Source organism: Microbispora sp. H10836, from assembly GCF_012999525.1.
Lineage (GTDB): Bacteria > Actinomycetota > Actinomycetes > Streptosporangiales > Streptosporangiaceae > Microbispora.
The window spans coordinates 304,581-323,458 of the sequence record NZ_JABBWU010000003.1; the positions used below are offsets into that span (position 1 = coordinate 304,581).

An 18,878-nucleotide genomic window follows, 5' to 3' on the forward strand; every position below is an offset into this window, starting at 1 on the left:
CACGAAGGGGGCACGCTGGGCGTCAGACGCCGGGGTGCAGCACGCGGCTCAGGAATCCGCGGGTCCGCTCGTGCTGCGGGTCCGCGATGACCTGCTCGGGCGGCCCGTCCTCGACGATGACACCGCCGTCCATGAACACCACGCGGTCGGCGACCTCGCGGGCGAATCCCATCTCGTGGGTGACGACCAGCATCGTCATGCCGTCCTCCGCGAGCTGCCGCATGACCGACAGCACGTCACCGACCAGCTCGGGGTCGAGCGCCGAGGTCGGCTCGTCGAACAGCATCAGCGAGGGGTTCATGGCGAGCGCGCGGGCGATCGCCACCCGCTGCTGCTGGCCGCCGGACAGCTGGGGCGGGTAGGCGTCGATCTTCTCGATGAGGCCGACCTTCTCCAGGTTCTCCCGGGCGACGCGCTCGCACTCGTCCTTGCGCCGCTTGAGCACCCGCTCCTGGGCGATCGTGACGTTGCGCCGCACGGTCAGGTGGGGGAACAGGTTGAACTGCTGGAACACCATGCCGATGCGCCGCCGGGCGGCGTCGATGTCCACGTCCGGGTCGGTCAGGTCGACGCCGCCGACGACCACCGTGCCGGAGGTCGGCTGCTCCAGCAGGTTCACGCACCGCAGCAGGGTGGACTTGCCCGAGCCGGACGGCCCGATGACGCAGACGACCTGGCCGCCCTCGACCGTGAAGTCGATGCCGCGCAGCACTTCCAGGCTGCCGAACGACTTGTGCAGGTTCCTGATCTCGACGGCGCTCATCGGTGCGCTCCCTGACGTGCTTCCAGCCGCCTCGCGACGTACCCGAGGGGGATCGTGATCAGCAGGTACGTCAGGCCGGTCGCGAGGATCGGCGTGGGGTTGGCGTGGGTGGAGGACTGGTCGTTGCCGAACTTCGCCAGCTCGACCTGCGCGGCCGTGACCCCGAGGATCAGCACGAGCGACGAGTCCTTCAGCAGCGTGACGAGCTGGTTGGTGAGCGGCGGCAGCACGATCCGGATGGCCTGCGGGATGACGATCGACACCATCGCCCGCATGTGCGGCATGCCGAGCGAACGCGCCGCCTCCATCTGCCCCTTCGGCACCGCCTGGATGCCCGCCCGGAAGTTCTCGGCCATGTACGCCGCCGAGACGACGCCGAGCCCCAGCGCGGCGCTGCCGTACACTCCGCCGGGCAGTTCGAAGCCGGGGAACGCCAGCGGCAGGCTGCCGATCAGCAGGAAGATGAGCAGCATCGGCAGGCCGCGGAAGATCTCGATGTAGATCGCCGACACCCACCGGTACGGCGCGACCGAGGACAGGCGCATCAGGGCCAGCACCAGACCCAGGACGAAGCCGAGGACGAAGCCCGACACCGTGTAGATGACGGTGTTGCGAAGCGCCACCGTGAACAGGTCGGGCAGGCCCTGGCGGGCGACGTCCAGGTTGAAGAACGACTGGCGGATCGCCGCCCAGTCGGCCAGGGCGGCCAGGACGACGAGGACCACCACCAGCACGGCGTACTGGACGCCCCGGCTGATGCGCTGCTTCTTCCGCGGGCTGAGCCCCTTGCGGGGCTCAGCGGGGGAGGTGTCCTGCTGTTCGCTCACAGCACTCATGATCCGGCGGCGGGCGACTCGGTTCCGGTCTCGGCCGGGCTCTCGGCGCCCGAACCGTCACCGGCCGTGGCGCCGGGCTCGGTGCCGAACCACTTCTTGTAGATCTCGTTGTAGGTGCCGTCGGACTTCGCGGCGGCGAGGACCTCGTCGACGACCTTCTTGAGCTCCGTGTTGTCCTTCTTCATGCCGATGCCGTACTGCTCACCGGTGTCGAGGCTCGCGACGTGCTCGAACTTGTCGCCGACGTCGCCCTTCTTCAGCCAGGTCAGCACGACCGGGAGGTCCTGCACGATCACGTCCGCCTGGCCGGTCTGCAGGCCGAGCAGCTCCTTGGGCGAGTCGGCGAACTCGATCGGCTCGAAGCCCTGCTTCTTGACGTAGTCGAGGCCGGTCGTGGACGCCTGCGCGCCGAGCTTGAGGTTCTTGGCCTTGACGTCGTCCAGCGAGGTGATCCCGCTGCCCTTCTTGGCCATCAGCGCCTGGGTGGCGTCGAAGTACGGCTCGGAGAAGAGCAGGTTCTGCTGCCGCTCCGGCGTGATCGTCATACCGGCGGCGGCCACGTCGCACTTGCGGGCGTTCAGTGCGGCGCCGCTCTTGATCGCCGCAAAGTCGATGTCCACGATGTCCTGGGTCACGCCCAGCTTCTTCGCGACCAGGTCGACGATGTCCACGTCGAACCCGACGACCTTGTCGCCCTGGTTGAACTGGAACGGCTCGTACGGGACGTTCGTACAGGTCGTGATCTTTCCGGCGTTCACGAGAGCGACGCCACCCGGGGCGGCCGAGGCCGTCGCCGTGCCCGAATCGGCGGAGTCGCTCCCGCAGGCGGACACGGCGAGCGCCGTCGCCAGCACCGCCGCGCCGATGCTCGCCGCTTTCCGATAGGTGGACCAGGGAGCCACACCGGCCTCCTTGTTGTGGTGCGAAAACAGTCTGAGGCGCAGTTTAAGCGTCCCTTATGACGGATTGGCCACTGCATGGGCCGGAGGCAGTAACGTCTGTGAAACCTGGTGTCAGGGGTTCAGGCCTTCCGTGAGCATGTTGAACCGTTCGAGCATCCGCGCGAGCAGCCGGACGTCCTCCTCCGGCCAGGCGGCCAGCAGCGTGCGCAGCTGGCCCTCGCGGGCGGCCCGCGCGTCGTCGAGCCGTCTGCGGCCCTCGGGGGTGAGAGCCAGCAGATGGGCCCGGCCGTCCTCCGGGTCGGGGCTCCGGCTGATCAGCCCCAGCTCCTCCAGCACCTTGAGCTGGCGGCTGATCGTCGCCCGGCCGACCCGAAGGTAGGCGGCCAGGTCGCTGGACCGCATCGGCGAGCTCTGGTCGATGCGGACCAGCAGGCCGTACGCGCCGGGGTCGAGCTCGGGATGCACCTTGCGCCCCATGCCGGCGGAGAACGCCTTGGCGCGCCGGAGCAGGATGGCGAGCTGCCGCTCGACCGCGCAGTACGCCTCGCGCTCGCCGGCCGTCGGCGGTCGGGGAGCGATCTCCGCCTGCGTCATGGCCTGCCTCCTTCTGCCTGCGGTGGGCAGGGCGTTCAGCCGCGCACCGCCTGGATGTCCAGCTCTACTTTCAGTGTCGCGCCGATGAGCGAGATCCCGGCCTGGACGACCTGGTTGTAGGTCATCGCGAAGTCCTCGCGGCGCAACTCGGTGACCGCGTGGAAGGCCGCCCGCAGCCCGCCCCACAGGTCCGGGCCGGCGCCCAGGTACGTCATGTCGAGATCGACCGGGCGGCTGACGCCGCTCAGCGTCAGCACGCCGTGTACCGTCCACCGGTCCGGGCCCGCCGGCGACAGCCCGGTGCTCCGGTAGGTGATCACCGGGTGCACCGGGACGTCGAGGAAGTCCGCGGACCGCAGGTGATCATCGCGCATCCGGCTGCCGGTGTCGATGGACGCCGCGACGATCTCGGCGACCACCGACGACTCCTCCGGGGCGGCGCCCATGTCGATCCGGCCGGAGAACTCGGTGAACCGCCCCTGCACGCTGCTGAGACCGAGATGCCGGGCCGTGGCCGAGATCTTCGAGTGTTCCACGTCGATCGTCCACACGCCGGGCGGCGGGAGCTCGGTGCCGCCCTGCCGGGCCAGCACCAGCGTGCCGGCCTCGGCGGCGCCCGAGGCGGTCGCGATCGCGGTGGACGCGGCCGGCGCGTACCCGATCGCGGTCGCGACCACCGTGTACACGCCCGGCCGCAGCGGGGCGGTGGCGACCTGCCCGTCGGCGTCCGCCTCCGCCCGCGCCACCTGGCGGCCGGTCGTGTCCGTCACCGTGACGACCGCGTGCTGGACGGCCCAGCCGTCCTTGCTGCGGACCATGGCGTGCAGCCCCCCGGGGACCGTCTCCGAGATGCTCATCGCTCGTGTCCCAGCCACACGTCGTACGGCTCGTCGCCCTGGCCGCCCAGGTTCAGCGTGCTCGCCACGGGCGGGTAGCCGCTGGCGACGATGGTGTACTGCCCGCCGGTGAGGTCGGTGAAGGCGTACTCGCCGTCCTCGGCGGTGGTCGCCACGCCCACCACGTTGCCCGCGGCGTCGAGCAGCGTGACCCTGGCCTCGGCCAGCGGCACGCCGTCCTTGACGCGGACCGTGCCGCGCACCCGCGCGCCGGGCAGCAGCACGACGTCGTGCCGGGTCTGGCCGGTGCCCAGCACCTCGACGGGGACGGCGGCCGGACGGTACGCCGCGCCGCTGACCGTGAGCGTGTAGGTGCCGGCCACGACGCCGGAGAAGGAGAAGCCGCCCTCGGCGTCGGTCGCGCTCGTGGCCACGACCTCGCCGCGTACGTCGGTCACGACGACCACCGCCTCGGCGACCGGCGCACCGTCCGTCCCGCGCACGGTGCCGACGAGCCGGCCCGAGGCCGCGAGCACCATGTCGAAGCCCACCGGCCGGTCGCCCACGACCAGCGTCGCGACCTGCGGCTCCCGGTCGCCCGCCGACGCGATCAGCACGTACGTCCCGCCGCCCGGCGTCTGGAGCGCGTAGCCCCCGTCGTCCCGGGTGACCGTACGGCCGAGCTGGTGGCCGCGCACGTCGATCAGCGTGAGCGTGGCGCGGCCCACGGGCACGCCGTCCTGGCCCTTGACGAACCCGCGGATCTCCACGCCGGCAGGGCCGTGCGTGTCCATGGCGACGGCGGCGTACGGCTGGGCCTGCGTGGCGGTGAGAACCTGCGCGTTCAAGGGCTGCGCGTTCAGGGGTTGCGTGAGGGCGTGGCCGTTCGGCGAGGCGACCTCGGCGCCGGCTGTGATCGGCCCCTGCCTGTCGCGCTGCGCGTGACGTCCGGGCGCGGCGCCGTTGCGCTGGTGGGAGATCTCGGGGGTGAGGGTCTCGTCGGGTTCCCGCGCGTCGGCGCGGACGGTGATCGCGCTGGTCCGCAGCGGGATCTCCTTGATGAACAGCACGGCGATCAGCGCCAGGAAGGCGGCCGGCGCGGCGTAGAGGAACAGGTCGCCGACGCCGTGGCCGTACGCGCTCTCGACGACGGCGCGGATCGGGGCGGGCATCGCGGCGAGGTCGGGGATCGCGCCGCTGTCGCCGCCGGTCCCGCTGACGCCCAGCGCCGACAGGCCCTCCTCCAGGTAGTTCTTGACGCGGTGGACCATCACGGCGCCCAGCGCCGACACGCCGATCGCGCCACCGAGGGAACGGAAGAACGCGACCACGGAGCTGCCCGCGCCGAGGTCCTCCGCCCGCAACTCGTTCTGCACGGCGAGCACGAGGTTCTGCTGGCTCATGCCCACGCCCACGCCGACGAGGAACATGAAGACGGCCACGATCCAGTAGTCGGTGTCGTACCGCAGCGTGCCCATGAGCGCGAAGCCGGCGGTGAGGAAGAACGTGCCGGAGACCAGGAAGACCTTCCAGCGGCCGCTGCGGGTGATGATCTGCCCGGAGACGGTCGAGGAGAGCGCCAGGCCGAGGATCATCGGCAGCGTCATGAGGCCGGCCACCGTGGGCGTCTCACCGCGGGCGAGTTGGAAGTACTGGCTGAGGAAGGTCGTCGCGCCGAACATGGCCACGCCGACCAGCACGCTGGCGACCACGGAGAGGCTGACCGTCCGCATCCGGAACAGGCGCAGCGGGACGATGGGCTCACTGGCCTTCGTCTCGACCAGGAGGAACAGCGCCGCGAGCACGACGGCCCCGCCGACCATCGCGCCGGTCTGCCACGACAGCCAGTCGTACTTGTTGCCCGCGAAGGACACCCAGATCAGCAGCAGCGAGACCGAGGCGGCGATGAGGACCGCGCCGCCCCAGTCGATGCGCACCTCGCGCTTGACCACGGGCAGGTGCAGGGTCTTCTGCAGCACGATGAGCGAGATGATCGCGAACGGCACGCCGACGTAGAAGCACCAGCGCCAGCCGAGCCAGTCGGTGTCCACGATGAGGCCGCCGATCAGCGGGCCGCCGATCGTGGCGACCGCGAACACCGCCCCCAGGTAGCCCGAGTAGCGCCCCCGCTCCCGCGGCGGGATCATCGCCGCCATGATGACCTGGGAGAGCGCGGTGAGGCCGCCGACCCCCAGGCCCTGCACCACCCGCGCCGAGATCAGCATCGTGGGGTTCTGCGACAGGCCGGCGATGACGGACCCGATCACGTACACGGTCAGGCCGATCTGGATGAGCGCCTTCTTGCTCGTCAGGTCGGCCAGCTTGCCCCAGATCGGCGTCGAGACCGTCGCCGCGAGCAGGGTCGCGGTGATCACCCAGGTGTAGGTCGTCTCGTCCGCCTTCAGCTCCACCATGATGGTGGGAAGCGCGTTCGCCACGACGGTCGACGACAGGATCGCGACGAACATTCCGAGCAGCAGCCCCGAGAGCGCCTCCAGGATCTCCCGGTGCGTCATTCCCGGGGCCGCCGTTCCTGGCGGCGTCTCCTTGGTCATCGCGTTCGCCATCGCAGTCCTTCCCCGTACGATCAAACTTAGTTTCCCTAAGCAATCATAGAGTGATCGTTGCTTCGGGCAACCAAATGGTCATGGGGTGGAGCTGACAAAGGCCCTGAACCCGCAGGTCAGGGCCTTGATCGACGTGTCAGGCTGTGATGCGTATCACCGGTAGTTGACGAACTGAAGGGCGATGTCGAGGTCCTTGCCCTTGAGCAAGGAGATCACCTCCTGGAGGTCGTCCTTCTTCTTGGAGCTGACCCGGAGCTCCTCGCCCTGGATCTGCGCCTTCACGCCCTTCGGGCCCTCGTCCCGGATGAGCTTGGAGATCTTCTTGGCGTTCTCCTGGTCGATGCCCTCCTTGAGGGACACCACCAGGCGGTACTCCTTGCCGGACAGCTTCGGCTCGCCCGCGTCCAGGATCTTGAGGGACAGGTTGCGCTTGACGACCTTGTCCTTGAAGACGTCGAGGACCGCGTTGGCCCGCTCCTCGCTGTTCGCCTTGATCTCGATGTCCTTCTGCCCCGACCAGGAGATGCTCGCGCCGGTGCCCTTGAAGTCGAAGCGGTGCCCGACCTCCTTGACCGTCTGGTTCAGGGCGTTGTCGACCTCCTGCCGGTCGATCTTGCTCACCACGTCGAAACTGCTGTCGGCCATCGGTGTCCGTGTCCTCTCTCCGTTGCCCTTCGAGATTAGTGGGCGCGGATGTGATCAGAGGTCCTTCCGCATGACGACGCGGGGCGCCACCTCTATGCCGAGGGACCGTTCGTGCTCGACGAGCCCGGTGAGTTCCGGCCCCCACTCGTGAGGTCGTACGACATGGAAGCCGCGCCGGGCGTACCAGGGGGCGTTCCACGGCACGTCGCGGAACGTCGTCAGCGTCACCGCGGAGGTGCCGGCCCGCGTGGCCGCCGCGCAGACGGCGTCGAGGAGCCGGGTCCCGATCCCCCGGTTGCCGTGGTCGGGATGTACGGCGATCTGTTCGAGGTGGGTCAGCCCGTCGACCATCCCGACCAGGGCGAACCCCACCGGCGGCCGGCCCGCCACGATGACACGCCCGGGGTCGTCGCACCTCTCGATGACCGTGGTGCCCGGCGGGAAGACGATGCCGAGCGGCACGAACATCCCGTCCGCCGCTGCCTCGATCTCCGCCAGGGCCGCGAGATCGGCCGGCTCAGTCTCTCTGATCACCGTCCCACTATGGCCGCCTGCCTGCCGCGCCCGCTCCCGGTTTTCTGGAGCCGTCTGCTCGCTGTGATCACGTGAGGAGGCCGTGCCGGAACCCATGTCACGTGCACCCGGGAAGTCCGCTATTCTTCTACCTGTCGCCGCAGCGAGCGGAAGACAAGGCAGGTTGCCCGAGTGGCCAAAGGGAGCGGTCTGTAAAACCGTCGGCTCAGCCTACCCAGGTTCGAACCCTGGACCTGCCACCAGCAGGAAAAGAGCCCCTGACCAGCAGAGATGCCGGTCGGGGGCTTCTTCGTTTCTTGATCCCTGAGTACCCCCGATTCCCGTGATCGGCTCCGGCTTAGGGCAATCTCGGGGCACGCGATCGGGGGTGCTCCTGCGCGGACGCGCACGCCTCGCCCCCCTGACGCTCCCATGTGCAAGGGGTTTGGTAGGGCGACACCTCGTCGTTGCTTGTGGTGCGTTCGGGGATGCCGTTATGGGTTCTCCTTCGCTGGCGACAGAACCTGGAGAGCGGCGCCGGCCGCGTGCGGGACGCTGATCCATGCGGGGTGGTCGAGGTAGGCGTGGTCTGGAGCGGTGGGTCCAAGGTCATCGAGAATGCGAAGGAGGGCGTCAACCACGAGCTGCACGCGGTCGGCTTCTTGCTCGTCCCGGAAGAGTTGAGGGATCAGTGATCGTGCGCCGGCTTGGTCGATGAACGTGTCGTCGATCAGCCAGTGAACGGCGGCAGTGAGGTCTGGCCACCCGTGTCCTGACCGCCAGTGTTGCTCTTGATATTCGCGGTCGGCGAGGGCTTGTAACGCGTTCAGGACGTCTCCACGTCGCTCTGGCCACTGGACCCGCCGTGCCGCGGAGGCGTGTTCGTGCACGACGCCACGCTACTGAGAGCCGGTACTTGGTAGGGAAAGCCTGGAGAAATATGCCAAGACACATCCCTGAGCGGATCTCGCACGCATTGGAGTGGACCTGGAAGACGGCAGGTCCCGCGAAGCGCCAATGGCTAAGTGCGGCTTTCGCCAACGTCGGCTACGACCACCGGCACCTCTTCTCCGATCAGGGAGACAACGACTGAACGCTCCGCTGCGCAATGGACTTGCCTGGGTGTGGTGGGCGGGATGATCCGCCGGCTCCCGCCTCGGCCGGCGGCGCCAGGAATTACCTCGCATCCGTGAAACTGTCAGGGCCACCGCATAGCCTCGCATCGACTTCTCATAGCGACAGCCGTAGGGGTGGCCATGGACAGCAGGGTTCTCTTCGAGACGGTGGCGCCCGTGATCCCCGTCCTTGATCTGGCTGCTGCACTCGAGCGTTACCGTCACCTGGGGTTTTCGGTGCGGAAATCCGAAGAGGACCCTAGGTATGGCTTCGTCGCTCGGGGGTCGGTCTCGCTCCATCTGACCGAGTGGAATGAGCACGATCCTGCCCGCACTGCTGCTGCCGTGTATATCTATGTCTCAGACGCCGATGCCGTGTACGCCGAATGGGCCGCGGCGGACGTCGCCGGCCGCCTCGGCGAGCCTCACGACACTCCATACGGACTCCGGGAGTTCGCCTACGTCGACCCTGACGGAACTCTGCATCGCGTCGGCTCGCCCACGCGGTGATTCGATCACGCGAGTGGCCCCCGCACCGCGGCCAGCTCCTCGAGCTGCCGGACGACATGCTCCATCGGAGCGCTGGCGTCGATCTCCATGGTCGCGGTAGCGCGCAGCAGCGGCTCGACGACGCGCAGATTCTCCAGGATCGCGTCTCGTTCCTCCGGCCGCTTGCCGTACGGATTGTTGGTCCGCTCCATGACTCGCGCCAACAGCACCTCGGCGGGTGCGCTCAGCAACACGACGTGGTCGAACAGCGGATAGAACCTGCCCTGGTTACTCTTACAGCCGGCCACGAACAAGGCGCCCTCCGTGTGGCCGACGAGCAGATCAGTCATCGCCTCCTCGCGCCACACCCAGTCCGGCGACCCGTCCGGGAGAGTGACCCAGTGGCTCCAATGGCCGTAGTCCGTGTCCACGACCCGGTGCCCTCGCGAGCCCAAGATCTGTAGAGCGGTCGATTTACCGGTCCCCGACATTCCGGTGATCAATATCTTGGCCGTCTTCATGTCGGGATTTACAGAGCCGTGGAGGCGGTGGTCTCGGGCACGAAGGCGATGCTGTCGAAGTGCTCGGCGAGCACGGTGGGCATGTAGCTGAGTTTGTAGGTGAAGCGCCTCGCCACCGCGCCGCCGTAGCTGCGCATGCGGAGGGGCTCAGCGAGCCACCTCGCCACAGCCCCGGGCCGTGGCCCGCTCCGCAGGTCGATCACGTACTCGCCCGGGGAGGCGGTGGCCAGGTAGCTCTCCACGATCATGGGTCTGCGGACGAGTGGAACGCGGAAGGTGACCGGAGGCCTGGCCGGGTCCACCTTTCCGAATCGTGGCCGCCGGGCCCGGAACTCGCCCTCGCTGAAGAGCACGCCGAGTGCGTAGTACGCCTCACCATGGCGCTGCGCGAGGTGCCGGCCCATGGTGGGCACCGACCCGCCGCTGTGGCTGCCCTTCATGATGTGGCCGTTGTGCGCCAGGAGAGCGATCTTGGCGTTCGGGTCGGCCAGGAGCAGGTCGAGGTTGTCGGCGAGGTAGCGGTCGCGGGCGACGCTCACGGTCTCGGCGGGGTCCGGATGCCGGAACGGCCGGCTCGCGAGATCGGCACTCTGCCGCACGATTCGCGCGTGCGCCAGCGCCTCATTCCATTCGGGGCCGGCGGCCCGGCCGGTCAGGAAGTCCTCCACACGGCGGGCGCCGGCTTCGATTCGCCGGTCCAGCGGTGGGCCGACACCCAGGCGCTTGCCGGCGAGGGGAGCGAGGGGGTCCAACAGGTCCGGCGCGTCGTCGCCGAGGTGGGTACGCAGGGCCTCCAGCGAGACCGCCGGATACTGCGGGTCGATCCCCACGAACCGTACCTTTTTCGCAGCGGTGCGGTTGTGGTCGCGCAGCCACTGGACGACCGCCAGCATCTCCTCGGTGTGCAACGTCCAGAAGCCCAGGCCTGCGAGCGCTTCAACGGGATCACCGGAGCCGCCCCGCACGTAGTCGTCCACGGCTCGGGACGCCGAGGCGCTGGCCTCCACCGCGAGTGTCGTGAAGCCCAGCTCCTCGACCAGGAACTCCAGCAGTCGGTGCCTGATCAGGAAGAACTCCCGGCTGCCATGGGTGGCCTCGCCGACTCCCACCACCCGTACCCCGTCCAGTGCGGCGCGGAACGGCGCCAGGTCGGCGGTCCCGACGCCCGGTTTCAGGCCGTTCAGCGGTATCGCTCGCGACGAGAGCCACTCCGCCACCTCGTCATCGATGATCTGAAGCCTCCCCACGGTCGGTTGGAGGATGGTCAGAGACCTGCGCGGCGTCGTCCTCCCGCATACCCCGGATGCCGTAGCCTGCGGGCCCATCGCGGTCGGTCATCTGCTGCCTCTCCTGGACGGCTTCGAGCTGAGGGGGTGGCCGCCGAGCCGGGCGGGGCGCCACATCCACAGCACCACCCCCACGAAGGCGATGGCGACCACCACGAAGAAGAGGGCGTACGGGAAGGACCGGCTGCCTTCCGCCGGCTCTTCGAGGGTCGCCGGTTCCACCACCGGAGCGATCGTGTCGATGAGGGTCTTCGCGGCCGCCCTGAGGTCGCCCTGGGGGGCATGCACGAGGTCCGCTCTCTGGGTGACCTGGAGCAGGTCCTGCCGCATCCCATCGCCCGCCGCGTTGTTGACGAGCACGACCAGCCTGCGCCGCGGCAGCGGCAGCTGCCCTGGATCAAGGCGCTGGTAGCCCTCGAAAGCGCTCACGCTCTCGGGAACGATCGCGGCGTCGGCGGAGTGCTCCGCGAGCCGACGCGTGATGTCCTGGGCAGACTCGGGGCGCAGCAGGACGCCGTGATCATGCAGCGCACTCAGCTGCTCCGCGCCGAGGGTGTCGCGAATGAGGATCTCGTCGCCCTTCGCGGGATGGTCGAGGAACCTCGAGGGCTTGATGTCGTCCCTGACGAGCAGGACGTCGGGGTCGGTCACCCCCAGGTCCGCCAGTTCGCTGAGGCCCAACGCCTGCAGTTCCCCCCGCACGTCCCCGCCGGAGTACCGGCCGCCGCTGATCGCCCGGAGGACGTCGAGGTCGTAGGCGATCGTCACGGCCGGCACGTCGGCGCGCGGCGTGAAGGTCGCGGGATCGAGGGTCTCGACGGCCGGGGCGTAGCCGTCGCGGCGGAGCATCTCGGCGAAGGCCTCGGCGGCGTACTGCTGGTCCGCGGGCGCCTGAACGACCACCGCCACCGGCGGAGGGGAGGACTTCTCCGGGGAGGATCCGCCGGCGTCGCCCAGAGTCAGGAAGACGGCCACGACGGACACCACGACGAGCACGGCCGTTCCCCCCAGGGTCACCGCCAGACGCGCTCGCCGGTTCAGAGTCCGCCAGGTCCACCGGCGCTCGGCCGGTGGCTCGCCCATGAGAGAGGTGAGCATCCGCCGGACGATCTCGGGTGTGCTGGGTGAGCAGACGAGGGCGTCGGCGACGTCCTGGGTGGACTGCCTCCCCATGTCCTCGGGAGGAAAGGCCGCGTCCACGAGCCGTGCGTAGAGGACGCTCGCGTCACTACGGGCATCGATCACGCTGCGGAAGCAGTTGCGCTGGAGCAGGGCCCGCTGGAGGTGCTGCCGCGCCGTGGGGTTCGTGCCCGTGCGAGCCAGTTCCTCGACCGCGCCACGGACGTCCTTGGCGTACATGAGCGCGTCGGCCAGCGCCTCGGTGAAGGGGTTCCCCGCGCCGTTTCGGTACGCCACCGTCGTGTCCGCGGGACCCGCGGACAGGGCGGGAAGGGCGCCAGGCGGGGAGTGATCCGGCACGGGTTCGATCTCGGGCACCGCGCTGCCGGACAGTTCGACCAGTTGGAGCACCTTGGGCCGGTCCTTCTCGATCGACAGCGGCTCGGTGTCGCGGGCGAGCCGTGCGACCATCGTCGCCATGGGGACGTCGGACCGTGTGTAGAACTGGTAGCAGAGTTTCGAGGCCGTCTGGTCGCGGAGGCTCTCGGCCGCGTGTCCCCAGACCACCGTCTGCCCTCCCTCGGGGGCGTACCGCGCGAACGACAGCTTGATGGTGTGCTCGCTCGTGCTGCTGGTCCAGGTGGCGGCGGTGAACCTGGTCCGCGTCCCGTACGGCAGCAGCGCCGCGACGGTGTCCACGAACCGCAGCCGGTCGATCATGGGGACGGCGTCGGCGCCCACCACGCACACCGGCCGGCCGTTCAGCAGCAGCGCCGCCGCCGAGAGCGCGTCCGGCCCGGGAGAGACCGCCTCCGGGTCGTACGGGGGCACGTCGACGGTCAGCGGAGGCCGCGGCTCCAGCGGCAACGCGGCGAAGGCCGTGTAGAGCGCCGTGTACGACACGGGCCGATCGACGAGCTGCTCGTACGGCACGTAGAACCAGCGGGTGTAGGCGATCCTGCGGTTGGCGAAGTCGTGGTGACCGGACCATTCCCGGATCGCCAGGACCACATAGTGGGAAATTTCCCCGTTCTCGCTGATCTTCGCGGTCCCGATCGTCACCTGCGGCAGGTCGACGGCGGTGCCCGCGGTGTAACGGTCCCTGAGCTTCTCGAACACCTCGTGATCGAGTCGTCCATCGCTCCAGTTCAGTAGACCGTATTCGTCATAGCTGCCGGGTCGCTTGCCCTCCAGCGCCCACTCGAATCCGATCACCGGGAGCCGCCGGAGGCGAGGCGCTGCCCGAGCCACAGCATGGGCTCGACGACGTTGATGGGATGGACCTGTCCTCGGATGCGCAGGTCCTTGCCCGCCTCGGGCAGCAGGTTCTGGTAGTCGTGCCAGTCGAACGTCTTGGTCTGCGGCCGTACGAAGAAGCCGATCGACGAGGTGACGAAGAATTCGACGCGGGTGCGGTCGAAGAACTGGTCCAGGGCGTTGACGACCATGTCCGCGTTGCCGCTCGCGGACACCTCGCACAGTGCCCGGAACAGGTCCCGGGCGTCCTCGCTGCTCACGCGGGGAAATCCGTACTCGTCGTCCGGCGCGGGGTCGAGCAGGTTCAGTTTCTCCGCGGTCTCGAGCACGCGGGGGTCGTCGAACTTGGTGATGCAGACGGCGACGTGATGGGGAAGCTTCCCGTCCCGGAGTTCGCCGGTCTCCAGCATCTTCTCGGCCAGGCGGGTGAGCGGCGGGTGCAGGTGATTGAAGGCGTCACCGAGCTCGAACTCCCGGATGGGGTCGAAAAGGAAGACCAGGCCCCGGCTCTTCACCAGGTTGTCCATCAGGCGTCGTCGCGGGTCGTCGACGCCCCCCGAGCCGTTCCCCGTACGGAGGGGGGCCGCGCTGAACAGACCCCCGGGCGCGTCGACCATGCTGATGCCGATCTTCAGCGGCGGGGCGGGCCGGAGCCTGCGCCACCATCGGCGCTTGTGCCGCTCGGTCGGCCCGACCAGCGTCCAGCGGTAGTGCTCCAGGCTCTGGCTCGCCTCGGGAAAGACTCTCCCGCTCGACAGCGCGTTCGTTCTCTCGATGAGGTAGTCGGACGAGGCGGCGTCGGAGCCGATGATCTTCCAGTCGTCCCTCCGTCGCATCAGCGCGATGTTCAGGGCGGCCAGAAGCGTGGTCTTGCCACTGCCGGGGGCGCCCCACATGGCGATGTCGTGTGCCGGTGGTCCCGGCGCCGGATCGGACTGCATGCCTGGTCTCACTCCGTCTCGTCGAGGAGGGGGAACGGGATGGGGAGGGCGGCGGGCGCACTCAGCCCCAGATCGGTGGCCAGCCCCCGGATGTCGAGGGCGTCGAGATGCGCGACGGCGTCCGCGCCGAGCTGACGCCAGGCCGGGTGCGCGGAGGCGTCCCGGCGGTCGCAGATCGCGGCGAGCAGGGTGTCCGGCCGGCGCTGGACGCGACTCAGGAGTGACTGCCAGTCATGCGGGTGCGGGCAGGGCAGGATCAACGACCGGTTCGCGCGCACCGGATGCGGCGGGCGGTCGCCGACTGTGAGCAGGACCGTGCGCATGTGCTCCGACGTCGAGAGCCGACGGGCCACGGCGTCCAGCATGTCCTCCAGCTGGGCGGCGTGCGGGTAGTAGGGATAGCCCTCGGTGATCGCGCCGCGCTCCTCCAGCGGCTCCAGAGCGGCCAGGGCGTGCTCGGGCGCGACCTGCCAGGCGGCGACCTCCACCGGATGCTCTCCTTGCGACCGGTCGTCGTAGGAGTGCGCGCCGTACGCCACGAGGGAGACCCGTAGGAGGCCGGCGAGCTCGGCGGACAGGAAACTGACCACCTGGCGCACCCGGCTCAGTCGCTCCTCCACCTTGGCGTCGGGCCCGCACACCTCCACCGCGCAGATCAGATGCGCCGGCCCGGTCCGGGGCGGCAGCTGTGACGGCGCCGCGGCGACGAGGTCGCTCCAGTCGCGCGGGTCACGGGTCAGCTCGCCCAGGCCGGTGAACCGCACCTTTCCCGGCCGCATCAGCTCGGCCGTCAGCAGGTAACGCCCGGGGGCGAGCCTGGCGCTGTGCACCGACAGCAGCCGGGGCTCCCGGCCCTGCCAGGTGACCACGGCGAACGCGGTGCCGTACTCGTCGCCGGGCTCGCAGCGGACGGTCACCTCGGCCCGGGTGCCGGGGACGGCGCCGATCGGGAACAGCTGCTTGCTCCCCAGCCGCAGTCGCCCGCTCGGGTGGTCGGCACGCATCACGACCAGGTCGTACGACCGAGACAGCGGGTCGGAGGCCAGGACGTCCTCGACGATCGCGGTGACCGGCCCGTCGACGGGGTGGACGGCGGCGGGCCGCTCCTCGCTCAGCCAGCCGAGCACCCGGCTCGCCTCCGCGCCGTCCGGAAACGAGCAGACGAGGACGACCTCGTCGGCGGACGGCAGGTCGGCGGCCCGGAGCACTGCCTGCCGAGGGGACTCGTCCCCCCACCCGTGCTCGGAGGTCAGGTCGCCCCACGACAGCGACCAGTAGTGGCAGCGAGGCCTGCCGTTGTCGTCCCGGTGGATCCGGAAGACGGTCATCGCGTCGGCTGCGACCTCGACGATCGTGAGGCGGCCGGTGGCGGTGAGCCCCGCAACGGCCCGGGCGACGGCCTTGCGAAGCAGAGCCTTGTCGGGCTCTGGCACGAATCCTCCGGTTATCGTCCTATTCGTCGCCCACGTCCCTTTATGTCAAGTCCACAACTACGAAGAGACGACTTGTCATAACGCTAGGCTTCTTGTTGTGTCGTTGCGTCGAATCATTGTCAGTTTCCCGCAATCTCACGACCGGGATCTACGATAGCCCGCGTCGCGTGCGTTATGCCACGTCGCAATATGGCGCTCCAGGTGGGGCCGCGTAGGCGAGGAGAAACATGAGACGGTTTCTGATTGCGCTGTCCGGAGCGCGGCCGGAGGTGCTCGAACGGTGCCCGACGGAGTACGGGAAGTTCGAGGGCATCGGTGGCGCCGTGCTCACGACGGCCGTCCTCGCGGTCGTCTCGATGACGTTCGCCCTGAACAGCGCCCTGGGCGTCAACGTCGTCCTGGCGGTCATCGCGGCGCTTGTCTGGGGCCTGATGATCCTGAGCCTCGACCGCTGGCTGGTCACCACGATGCGGGCGGACGCCCCGCGCCGCTGGCCGCTGGCCGTACCGCGCGTTCTCATGGCACTCCTGCTCGGTTTCGTCATCTCCACGCCATTGGTGCTGCAGATTTTCCGGTCCGAGATAGATGCTCAAATCGTGCAAATCAAGCAGCGACGTGCGGACGTGTTCGTCGCGCAGCAGCAGCAGGGCAACGTCGGCAAGGACGTCGGCCAACTCCGCAAGGAGGTGGCGGATCTGGAGAAGGTCATTTCCTCCGGTGGCGACGTGCCCATCGACACCGAGCAGGACCCTGGCGTCAAGGCGTTGACCGTCGAGCGCGCCAGACAGCAGAAACTGGCCGACAAGCACTACGACGAGTGGCAGTGCCAGTTGTACGGAGGGCCCTCGTGCCCGAAGAAGGGCGACGGGCCTCTCGCACAGGACAGCCGGCGCGCGTACGAGAAGGACAAGCGGCGGATCGACCTGATCAACCGGCAGATCGAGAACCGCAAGCGGGAGTTGAGCGCGAGTAGCGAGGAGGCCAAGCAGGCCCGCCTCGCCAGCGCGCAGGAGGCCCTGCCCAAGGCGAAGGCGCAGCTCGACGCGGGGATCAAACGGCAGGCGGACCTCCAGGCGTCCTTCGACGCGGAGAACATGGCGACCAACGGCCTGCTCATCCGCATCCAGGCGCTCAACGAGGTGACCGGCAAGGACGCCAGCCTCAGCGTCACCCGCCTGCTGCTGTTCCTGTTGTTCCTGCTCATCGAGTGCCTGCCGATCGCGGTCAAGCTGATGCAGCGGCCGGGCAACTACGAGAAGGTCCTCGCGCTGGCCGAGAAGCACGAGTTCCGGGACGCGCGGGGCACTTTCGCCTCGTCCGGCACGTCCGGTCCGGGGACCTCCGTCCCGCCCTCGGCCCGCTCCCAGGACGTCTGGCGCATCTGGTCCCGTACGGGCGAAACGGGCCCCCAGCCGGTCGTGACCATTCCCGAGGGCGGCGCGCCGTACCCGGCGGGCCCGACCGGCACCCGCGCGGAGACCGTCGGCGAGACCGACGTGTACGACTCGCTGGAGGACCAGGAGCTGAGACGGATGCCGGACGACAGGACCATGCGGGTGCCGCGGACCGGCGTCGAGCGCCACGGGGGAGTCGAGCTGCTGCCCGATGACGACTGACGCTCCCATGGCGAGCCCCGGGCGGATGATCAGAGACCGTTACGAGCTGAGGTCCCAGCTTGGCCGTGGCGGCATGGGCACGGTCTGGCTCGCGAAGGACAGGATGCTCGGCCGGCTCGTCGCGCTCAAGGAAATCGCCCTGACGCCGTACGGGGAGGGGATCGAGGTCCAGCGGGCGAGGGCTCTGCGGGAGGCTCGATCCCTGGCCCGGATCAGGCATCCCGCGATCGCCGGGATCTACGACGTCTTCGAGGAGGGCGGCTCGCCGTGGATCGTCATGGTCTACGTCGAGGGCGGCTCCCTGGACGACTTGATGCGGCGGCGGCGGTTGTCCGAGGGTGAGATCGCCACCATGGGACGCGAGGTGCTGGCCGGGCTGACGGCCGCGCACGCCGCGCACGTGCTGCACCGCGACGTCAAGCCGGCCAACATCGTCGTGGGGCATGACGGCCGGGCGGTTCTGGTCGACTTCGGCATCGCCCACATCGTCGGCGAGAGCGGGCTCACCTCGCGCAGCACCCTGCTCGGCACCACGGAGTTCATGGCGCCGGAGCGGGTCGACGGGCGAGCGGTGGGACCGGCCGCCGATCTGTGGTCGCTCGGAGTCACGTTCTTCTGCGCGCTGGAAGGCTACTCGCCCTTCCGGCGGGACAACCCCTACGCGACCGTGCACGCCGTCTGCAGCGAAGGACTTCCGCGGCCTCGCCGCCCCGGGCCGTTGTACGACGTGATCGCCGGGCTGCTCAGGAAGGACCCCGGCCTCCGGATGGGGGCGGCCGAACTCGACCGCCGGTTGGCGGCGATCCTCGCGCCGCCGCGGTCCACGCCGCCGAGGCGGCCGCCACACTCACCGCCACACTCATCGCCACACTCATCGCCACAGACACCGCAGCAGCCGCCGCCGTCGTCACCGCGCGTGCCGCCGCGCAGCTCTTCTCCGCGCAGCTCTTCTCCGCACAGCTTTTCTCCGCACAGCGCCGCCGCGGCGCTGGCCGCGATGCCGCCCGGTGCGGCCGGACAGGCGTTGGACGCCATGGCGGACGATCCCTCCCGGGCGGCCGAGGTGCTGGCCCTGCTGCCGCCCGGCCAGGCAGGGCGGGTGATCGGTCACATGACCGCGGCGGGAGCGGCCGCGCTGCTGCGGCAGATGCCGGCGAGCCGGGGCGCGAGCATCCTGGCGGACGTGGCCGATCGGGTCGCCGCGGACATCCTCAACGCGCTCGGCGTCACGCCCGCCGCGGTCCGGCTGGTCGAGGCGATGACGACCCGGCGGGCCCGGCAGGTGCTGGAGTACGTGCCCCCGCCTGTCACCGCGGCCCTGCTCCGGGCGACCACGGACGGCCGCGCCGAGCGCCTTCTGGCCGGGCTCAGCCCCGCCGTACGCGCCCAGATCGCCACCGCCGGCTGAACCCGCGGACGAGGGCCCGGCGGACTTCGCTGTCCGC

17 protein-coding genes and 1 tRNA gene are annotated in these 18,878 nt (G+C 69.5%); 4 read left to right on the forward strand and 14 right to left on the reverse strand.

Annotated features, from left to right (window positions below):
- Nucleotides 1-22: 22 nt before the first annotated feature.
- From HHX30_RS08905 to HHX30_RS08940, 8 genes are all read right to left on the reverse strand, one after another.
- Nucleotides 23-763: an amino acid ABC transporter ATP-binding protein gene (locus tag HHX30_RS08905; protein ID WP_169981286.1), complete on the reverse strand. Its 741-nt coding sequence runs from the start codon at nucleotides 761-763 to the stop codon at nucleotides 23-25.
- On the reverse strand, nucleotides 760-1,599 hold the full coding sequence (locus tag HHX30_RS08910) for an amino acid ABC transporter permease (protein ID WP_169981288.1): 840 nt from the start codon (nucleotides 1,597-1,599) through the stop codon (nucleotides 760-762). Before HHX30_RS08910 ends, HHX30_RS08905 begins: the two co-directional genes overlap by 4 nt.
- Nucleotides 1,596-2,501, reverse strand: a complete 906-nt coding sequence (locus HHX30_RS08915) for an ABC transporter substrate-binding protein (RefSeq protein ID WP_169981290.1) — start codon at nucleotides 2,499-2,501, stop codon at nucleotides 1,596-1,598. Before HHX30_RS08915 ends, HHX30_RS08910 begins: the two co-directional genes overlap by 4 nt.
- 111 nt (nucleotides 2,502-2,612) lie before the next feature.
- On the reverse strand, nucleotides 2,613-3,095 hold the full coding sequence (locus tag HHX30_RS08920) for a MarR family winged helix-turn-helix transcriptional regulator (RefSeq protein WP_169981292.1): 483 nt from the start codon (nucleotides 3,093-3,095) through the stop codon (nucleotides 2,613-2,615).
- A gap of 35 nt (nucleotides 3,096-3,130) precedes the next feature.
- Complete coding sequence (locus tag HHX30_RS08925; protein ID WP_169981294.1) at nucleotides 3,131-3,952, reverse strand: YceI family protein; 822 nt, start codon at nucleotides 3,950-3,952, stop codon at nucleotides 3,131-3,133.
- On the reverse strand, nucleotides 3,949-6,498 hold the full coding sequence (locus HHX30_RS08930) for an MFS transporter (protein ID WP_211591762.1): 2,550 nt from the start codon (nucleotides 6,496-6,498) through the stop codon (nucleotides 3,949-3,951). Before HHX30_RS08930 ends, HHX30_RS08925 begins: the two co-directional genes overlap by 4 nt.
- Nucleotides 6,499-6,651: 153 nt before the next feature.
- On the reverse strand, nucleotides 6,652-7,143 hold the full coding sequence (locus HHX30_RS08935) for a YajQ family cyclic di-GMP-binding protein (RefSeq protein ID WP_169981296.1): 492 nt from the start codon (nucleotides 7,141-7,143) through the stop codon (nucleotides 6,652-6,654).
- Between the two features lie 54 nt (nucleotides 7,144-7,197).
- On the reverse strand, nucleotides 7,198-7,677 hold the full coding sequence (locus HHX30_RS08940) for a GNAT family N-acetyltransferase (protein WP_311922219.1): 480 nt from the start codon (nucleotides 7,675-7,677) through the stop codon (nucleotides 7,198-7,200).
- 157 nt (nucleotides 7,678-7,834) lie between these two features.
- Here HHX30_RS08940 and HHX30_RS08945 point away from each other — a divergent pair.
- Nucleotides 7,835-7,919: transfer RNA gene (locus tag HHX30_RS08945), tRNA-Tyr, on the forward strand.
- A gap of 231 nt (nucleotides 7,920-8,150) precedes the next feature.
- Here the strand turns inward: HHX30_RS08945 and HHX30_RS08950 are convergent.
- Nucleotides 8,151-8,546 carry an SCO4402 family protein gene (locus HHX30_RS08950; protein ID WP_169981298.1) on the reverse strand — a complete coding sequence of 132 codons (396 nt, stop codon included), beginning with the start codon at nucleotides 8,544-8,546 and terminating at the stop codon, nucleotides 8,151-8,153.
- A 366-nt stretch (nucleotides 8,547-8,912) separates the two neighbouring features.
- Here HHX30_RS08950 and HHX30_RS08955 point away from each other — a divergent pair, with 366 nt between their 5' ends.
- The gene (locus tag HHX30_RS08955; protein WP_169981300.1) at nucleotides 8,913-9,281 is read left to right on the forward strand and encodes a VOC family protein; all 369 of its coding nucleotides are present in this window, start codon (nucleotides 8,913-8,915) and stop codon (nucleotides 9,279-9,281) included.
- A 5-nt stretch (nucleotides 9,282-9,286) separates the two neighbouring features.
- Here the strand turns inward: HHX30_RS08955 and HHX30_RS08960 are convergent, their stop codons facing one another.
- From HHX30_RS08960 to HHX30_RS08980, 5 genes are all read right to left on the reverse strand, one after another.
- Nucleotides 9,287-9,781, reverse strand: coding sequence for an AAA family ATPase (locus HHX30_RS08960; RefSeq protein ID WP_169981302.1), 495 nt, complete (start codon nucleotides 9,779-9,781; stop codon nucleotides 9,287-9,289).
- A gap of 8 nt (nucleotides 9,782-9,789) precedes the next feature.
- Nucleotides 9,790-11,028 carry an erythromycin esterase family protein gene (locus HHX30_RS08965; protein ID WP_211591763.1) on the reverse strand — a complete coding sequence of 413 codons (1,239 nt, stop codon included), beginning with the start codon at nucleotides 11,026-11,028 and terminating at the stop codon, nucleotides 9,790-9,792.
- A gap of 87 nt (nucleotides 11,029-11,115) precedes the next feature.
- Entirely contained in the window at nucleotides 11,116-13,401 is a 2,286-nt protein-coding gene (locus tag HHX30_RS08970; RefSeq protein WP_169981304.1) for a hypothetical protein, read from the reverse strand.
- Entirely contained in the window at nucleotides 13,398-14,384 is a 987-nt protein-coding gene (locus HHX30_RS08975; protein WP_169981306.1) for a hypothetical protein, read from the reverse strand. The genes HHX30_RS08970 and HHX30_RS08975 overlap by 4 nt, the downstream gene beginning before the upstream one ends.
- 8 nt (nucleotides 14,385-14,392) lie before the next feature.
- Complete coding sequence (locus HHX30_RS08980; protein WP_169981308.1) at nucleotides 14,393-15,817, reverse strand: hypothetical protein; 1,425 nt, start codon at nucleotides 15,815-15,817, stop codon at nucleotides 14,393-14,395.
- A 227-nt stretch (nucleotides 15,818-16,044) separates the two neighbouring features.
- Between HHX30_RS08980 and HHX30_RS08985 the strand changes: the two genes are divergently transcribed.
- The gene (locus HHX30_RS08985) at nucleotides 16,045-17,433 is read left to right on the forward strand and encodes a DUF4407 domain-containing protein (protein WP_169981310.1); all 1,389 of its coding nucleotides are present in this window, start codon (nucleotides 16,045-16,047) and stop codon (nucleotides 17,431-17,433) included.
- Nucleotides 17,423-18,841, forward strand: a complete 1,419-nt coding sequence (locus HHX30_RS08990; RefSeq protein WP_169981312.1) for a protein kinase domain-containing protein — start codon at nucleotides 17,423-17,425, stop codon at nucleotides 18,839-18,841. The genes HHX30_RS08985 and HHX30_RS08990 overlap by 11 nt, the downstream gene beginning before the upstream one ends.
- Nucleotides 18,842-18,878: the final 37 nt, after the last annotated feature.

Excerpts from the sequence above, each read along its gene's own strand:
- HHX30_RS08910 (WP_169981288.1), bottom strand. The coding sequence starts at position 1,599 with ATGAGTGCTGTGAGCGAACAGCAGGACACCTCCCCCGCTGAGCCCCGC.
- HHX30_RS08990 (WP_169981312.1), top strand. The coding sequence starts at position 17,423 with ATGACGACTGACGCTCCCATGGCGAGCCCCGGGCGGATGATCAGAGAC.
- HHX30_RS08930 (WP_211591762.1), bottom strand. The coding sequence starts at position 6,498 with ATGGCGAACGCGATGACCAAGGAGACGCCGCCAGGAACGGCGGCCCCG.
- HHX30_RS08920 (WP_169981292.1), bottom strand. The coding sequence starts at position 3,095 with ATGACGCAGGCGGAGATCGCTCCCCGACCGCCGACGGCCGGCGAGCGC.
- HHX30_RS08975 (WP_169981306.1), bottom strand. The coding sequence starts at position 14,384 with ATGCAGTCCGATCCGGCGCCGGGACCACCGGCACACGACATCGCCATG.
- HHX30_RS08905 (WP_169981286.1), bottom strand. The coding sequence starts at position 763 with ATGAGCGCCGTCGAGATCAGGAACCTGCACAAGTCGTTCGGCAGCCTG.
- HHX30_RS08985 (WP_169981310.1), top strand. The coding sequence starts at position 16,045 with ATGAGACGGTTTCTGATTGCGCTGTCCGGAGCGCGGCCGGAGGTGCTC.
- HHX30_RS08935 (WP_169981296.1), bottom strand. The coding sequence starts at position 7,143 with ATGGCCGACAGCAGTTTCGACGTGGTGAGCAAGATCGACCGGCAGGAG.
- HHX30_RS08960 (WP_169981302.1), bottom strand. The coding sequence starts at position 9,781 with ATGAAGACGGCCAAGATATTGATCACCGGAATGTCGGGGACCGGTAAA.
- HHX30_RS08955 (WP_169981300.1), top strand. The coding sequence starts at position 8,913 with ATGGACAGCAGGGTTCTCTTCGAGACGGTGGCGCCCGTGATCCCCGTC.
- HHX30_RS08925 (WP_169981294.1), bottom strand. The coding sequence starts at position 3,952 with ATGAGCATCTCGGAGACGGTCCCCGGGGGGCTGCACGCCATGGTCCGC.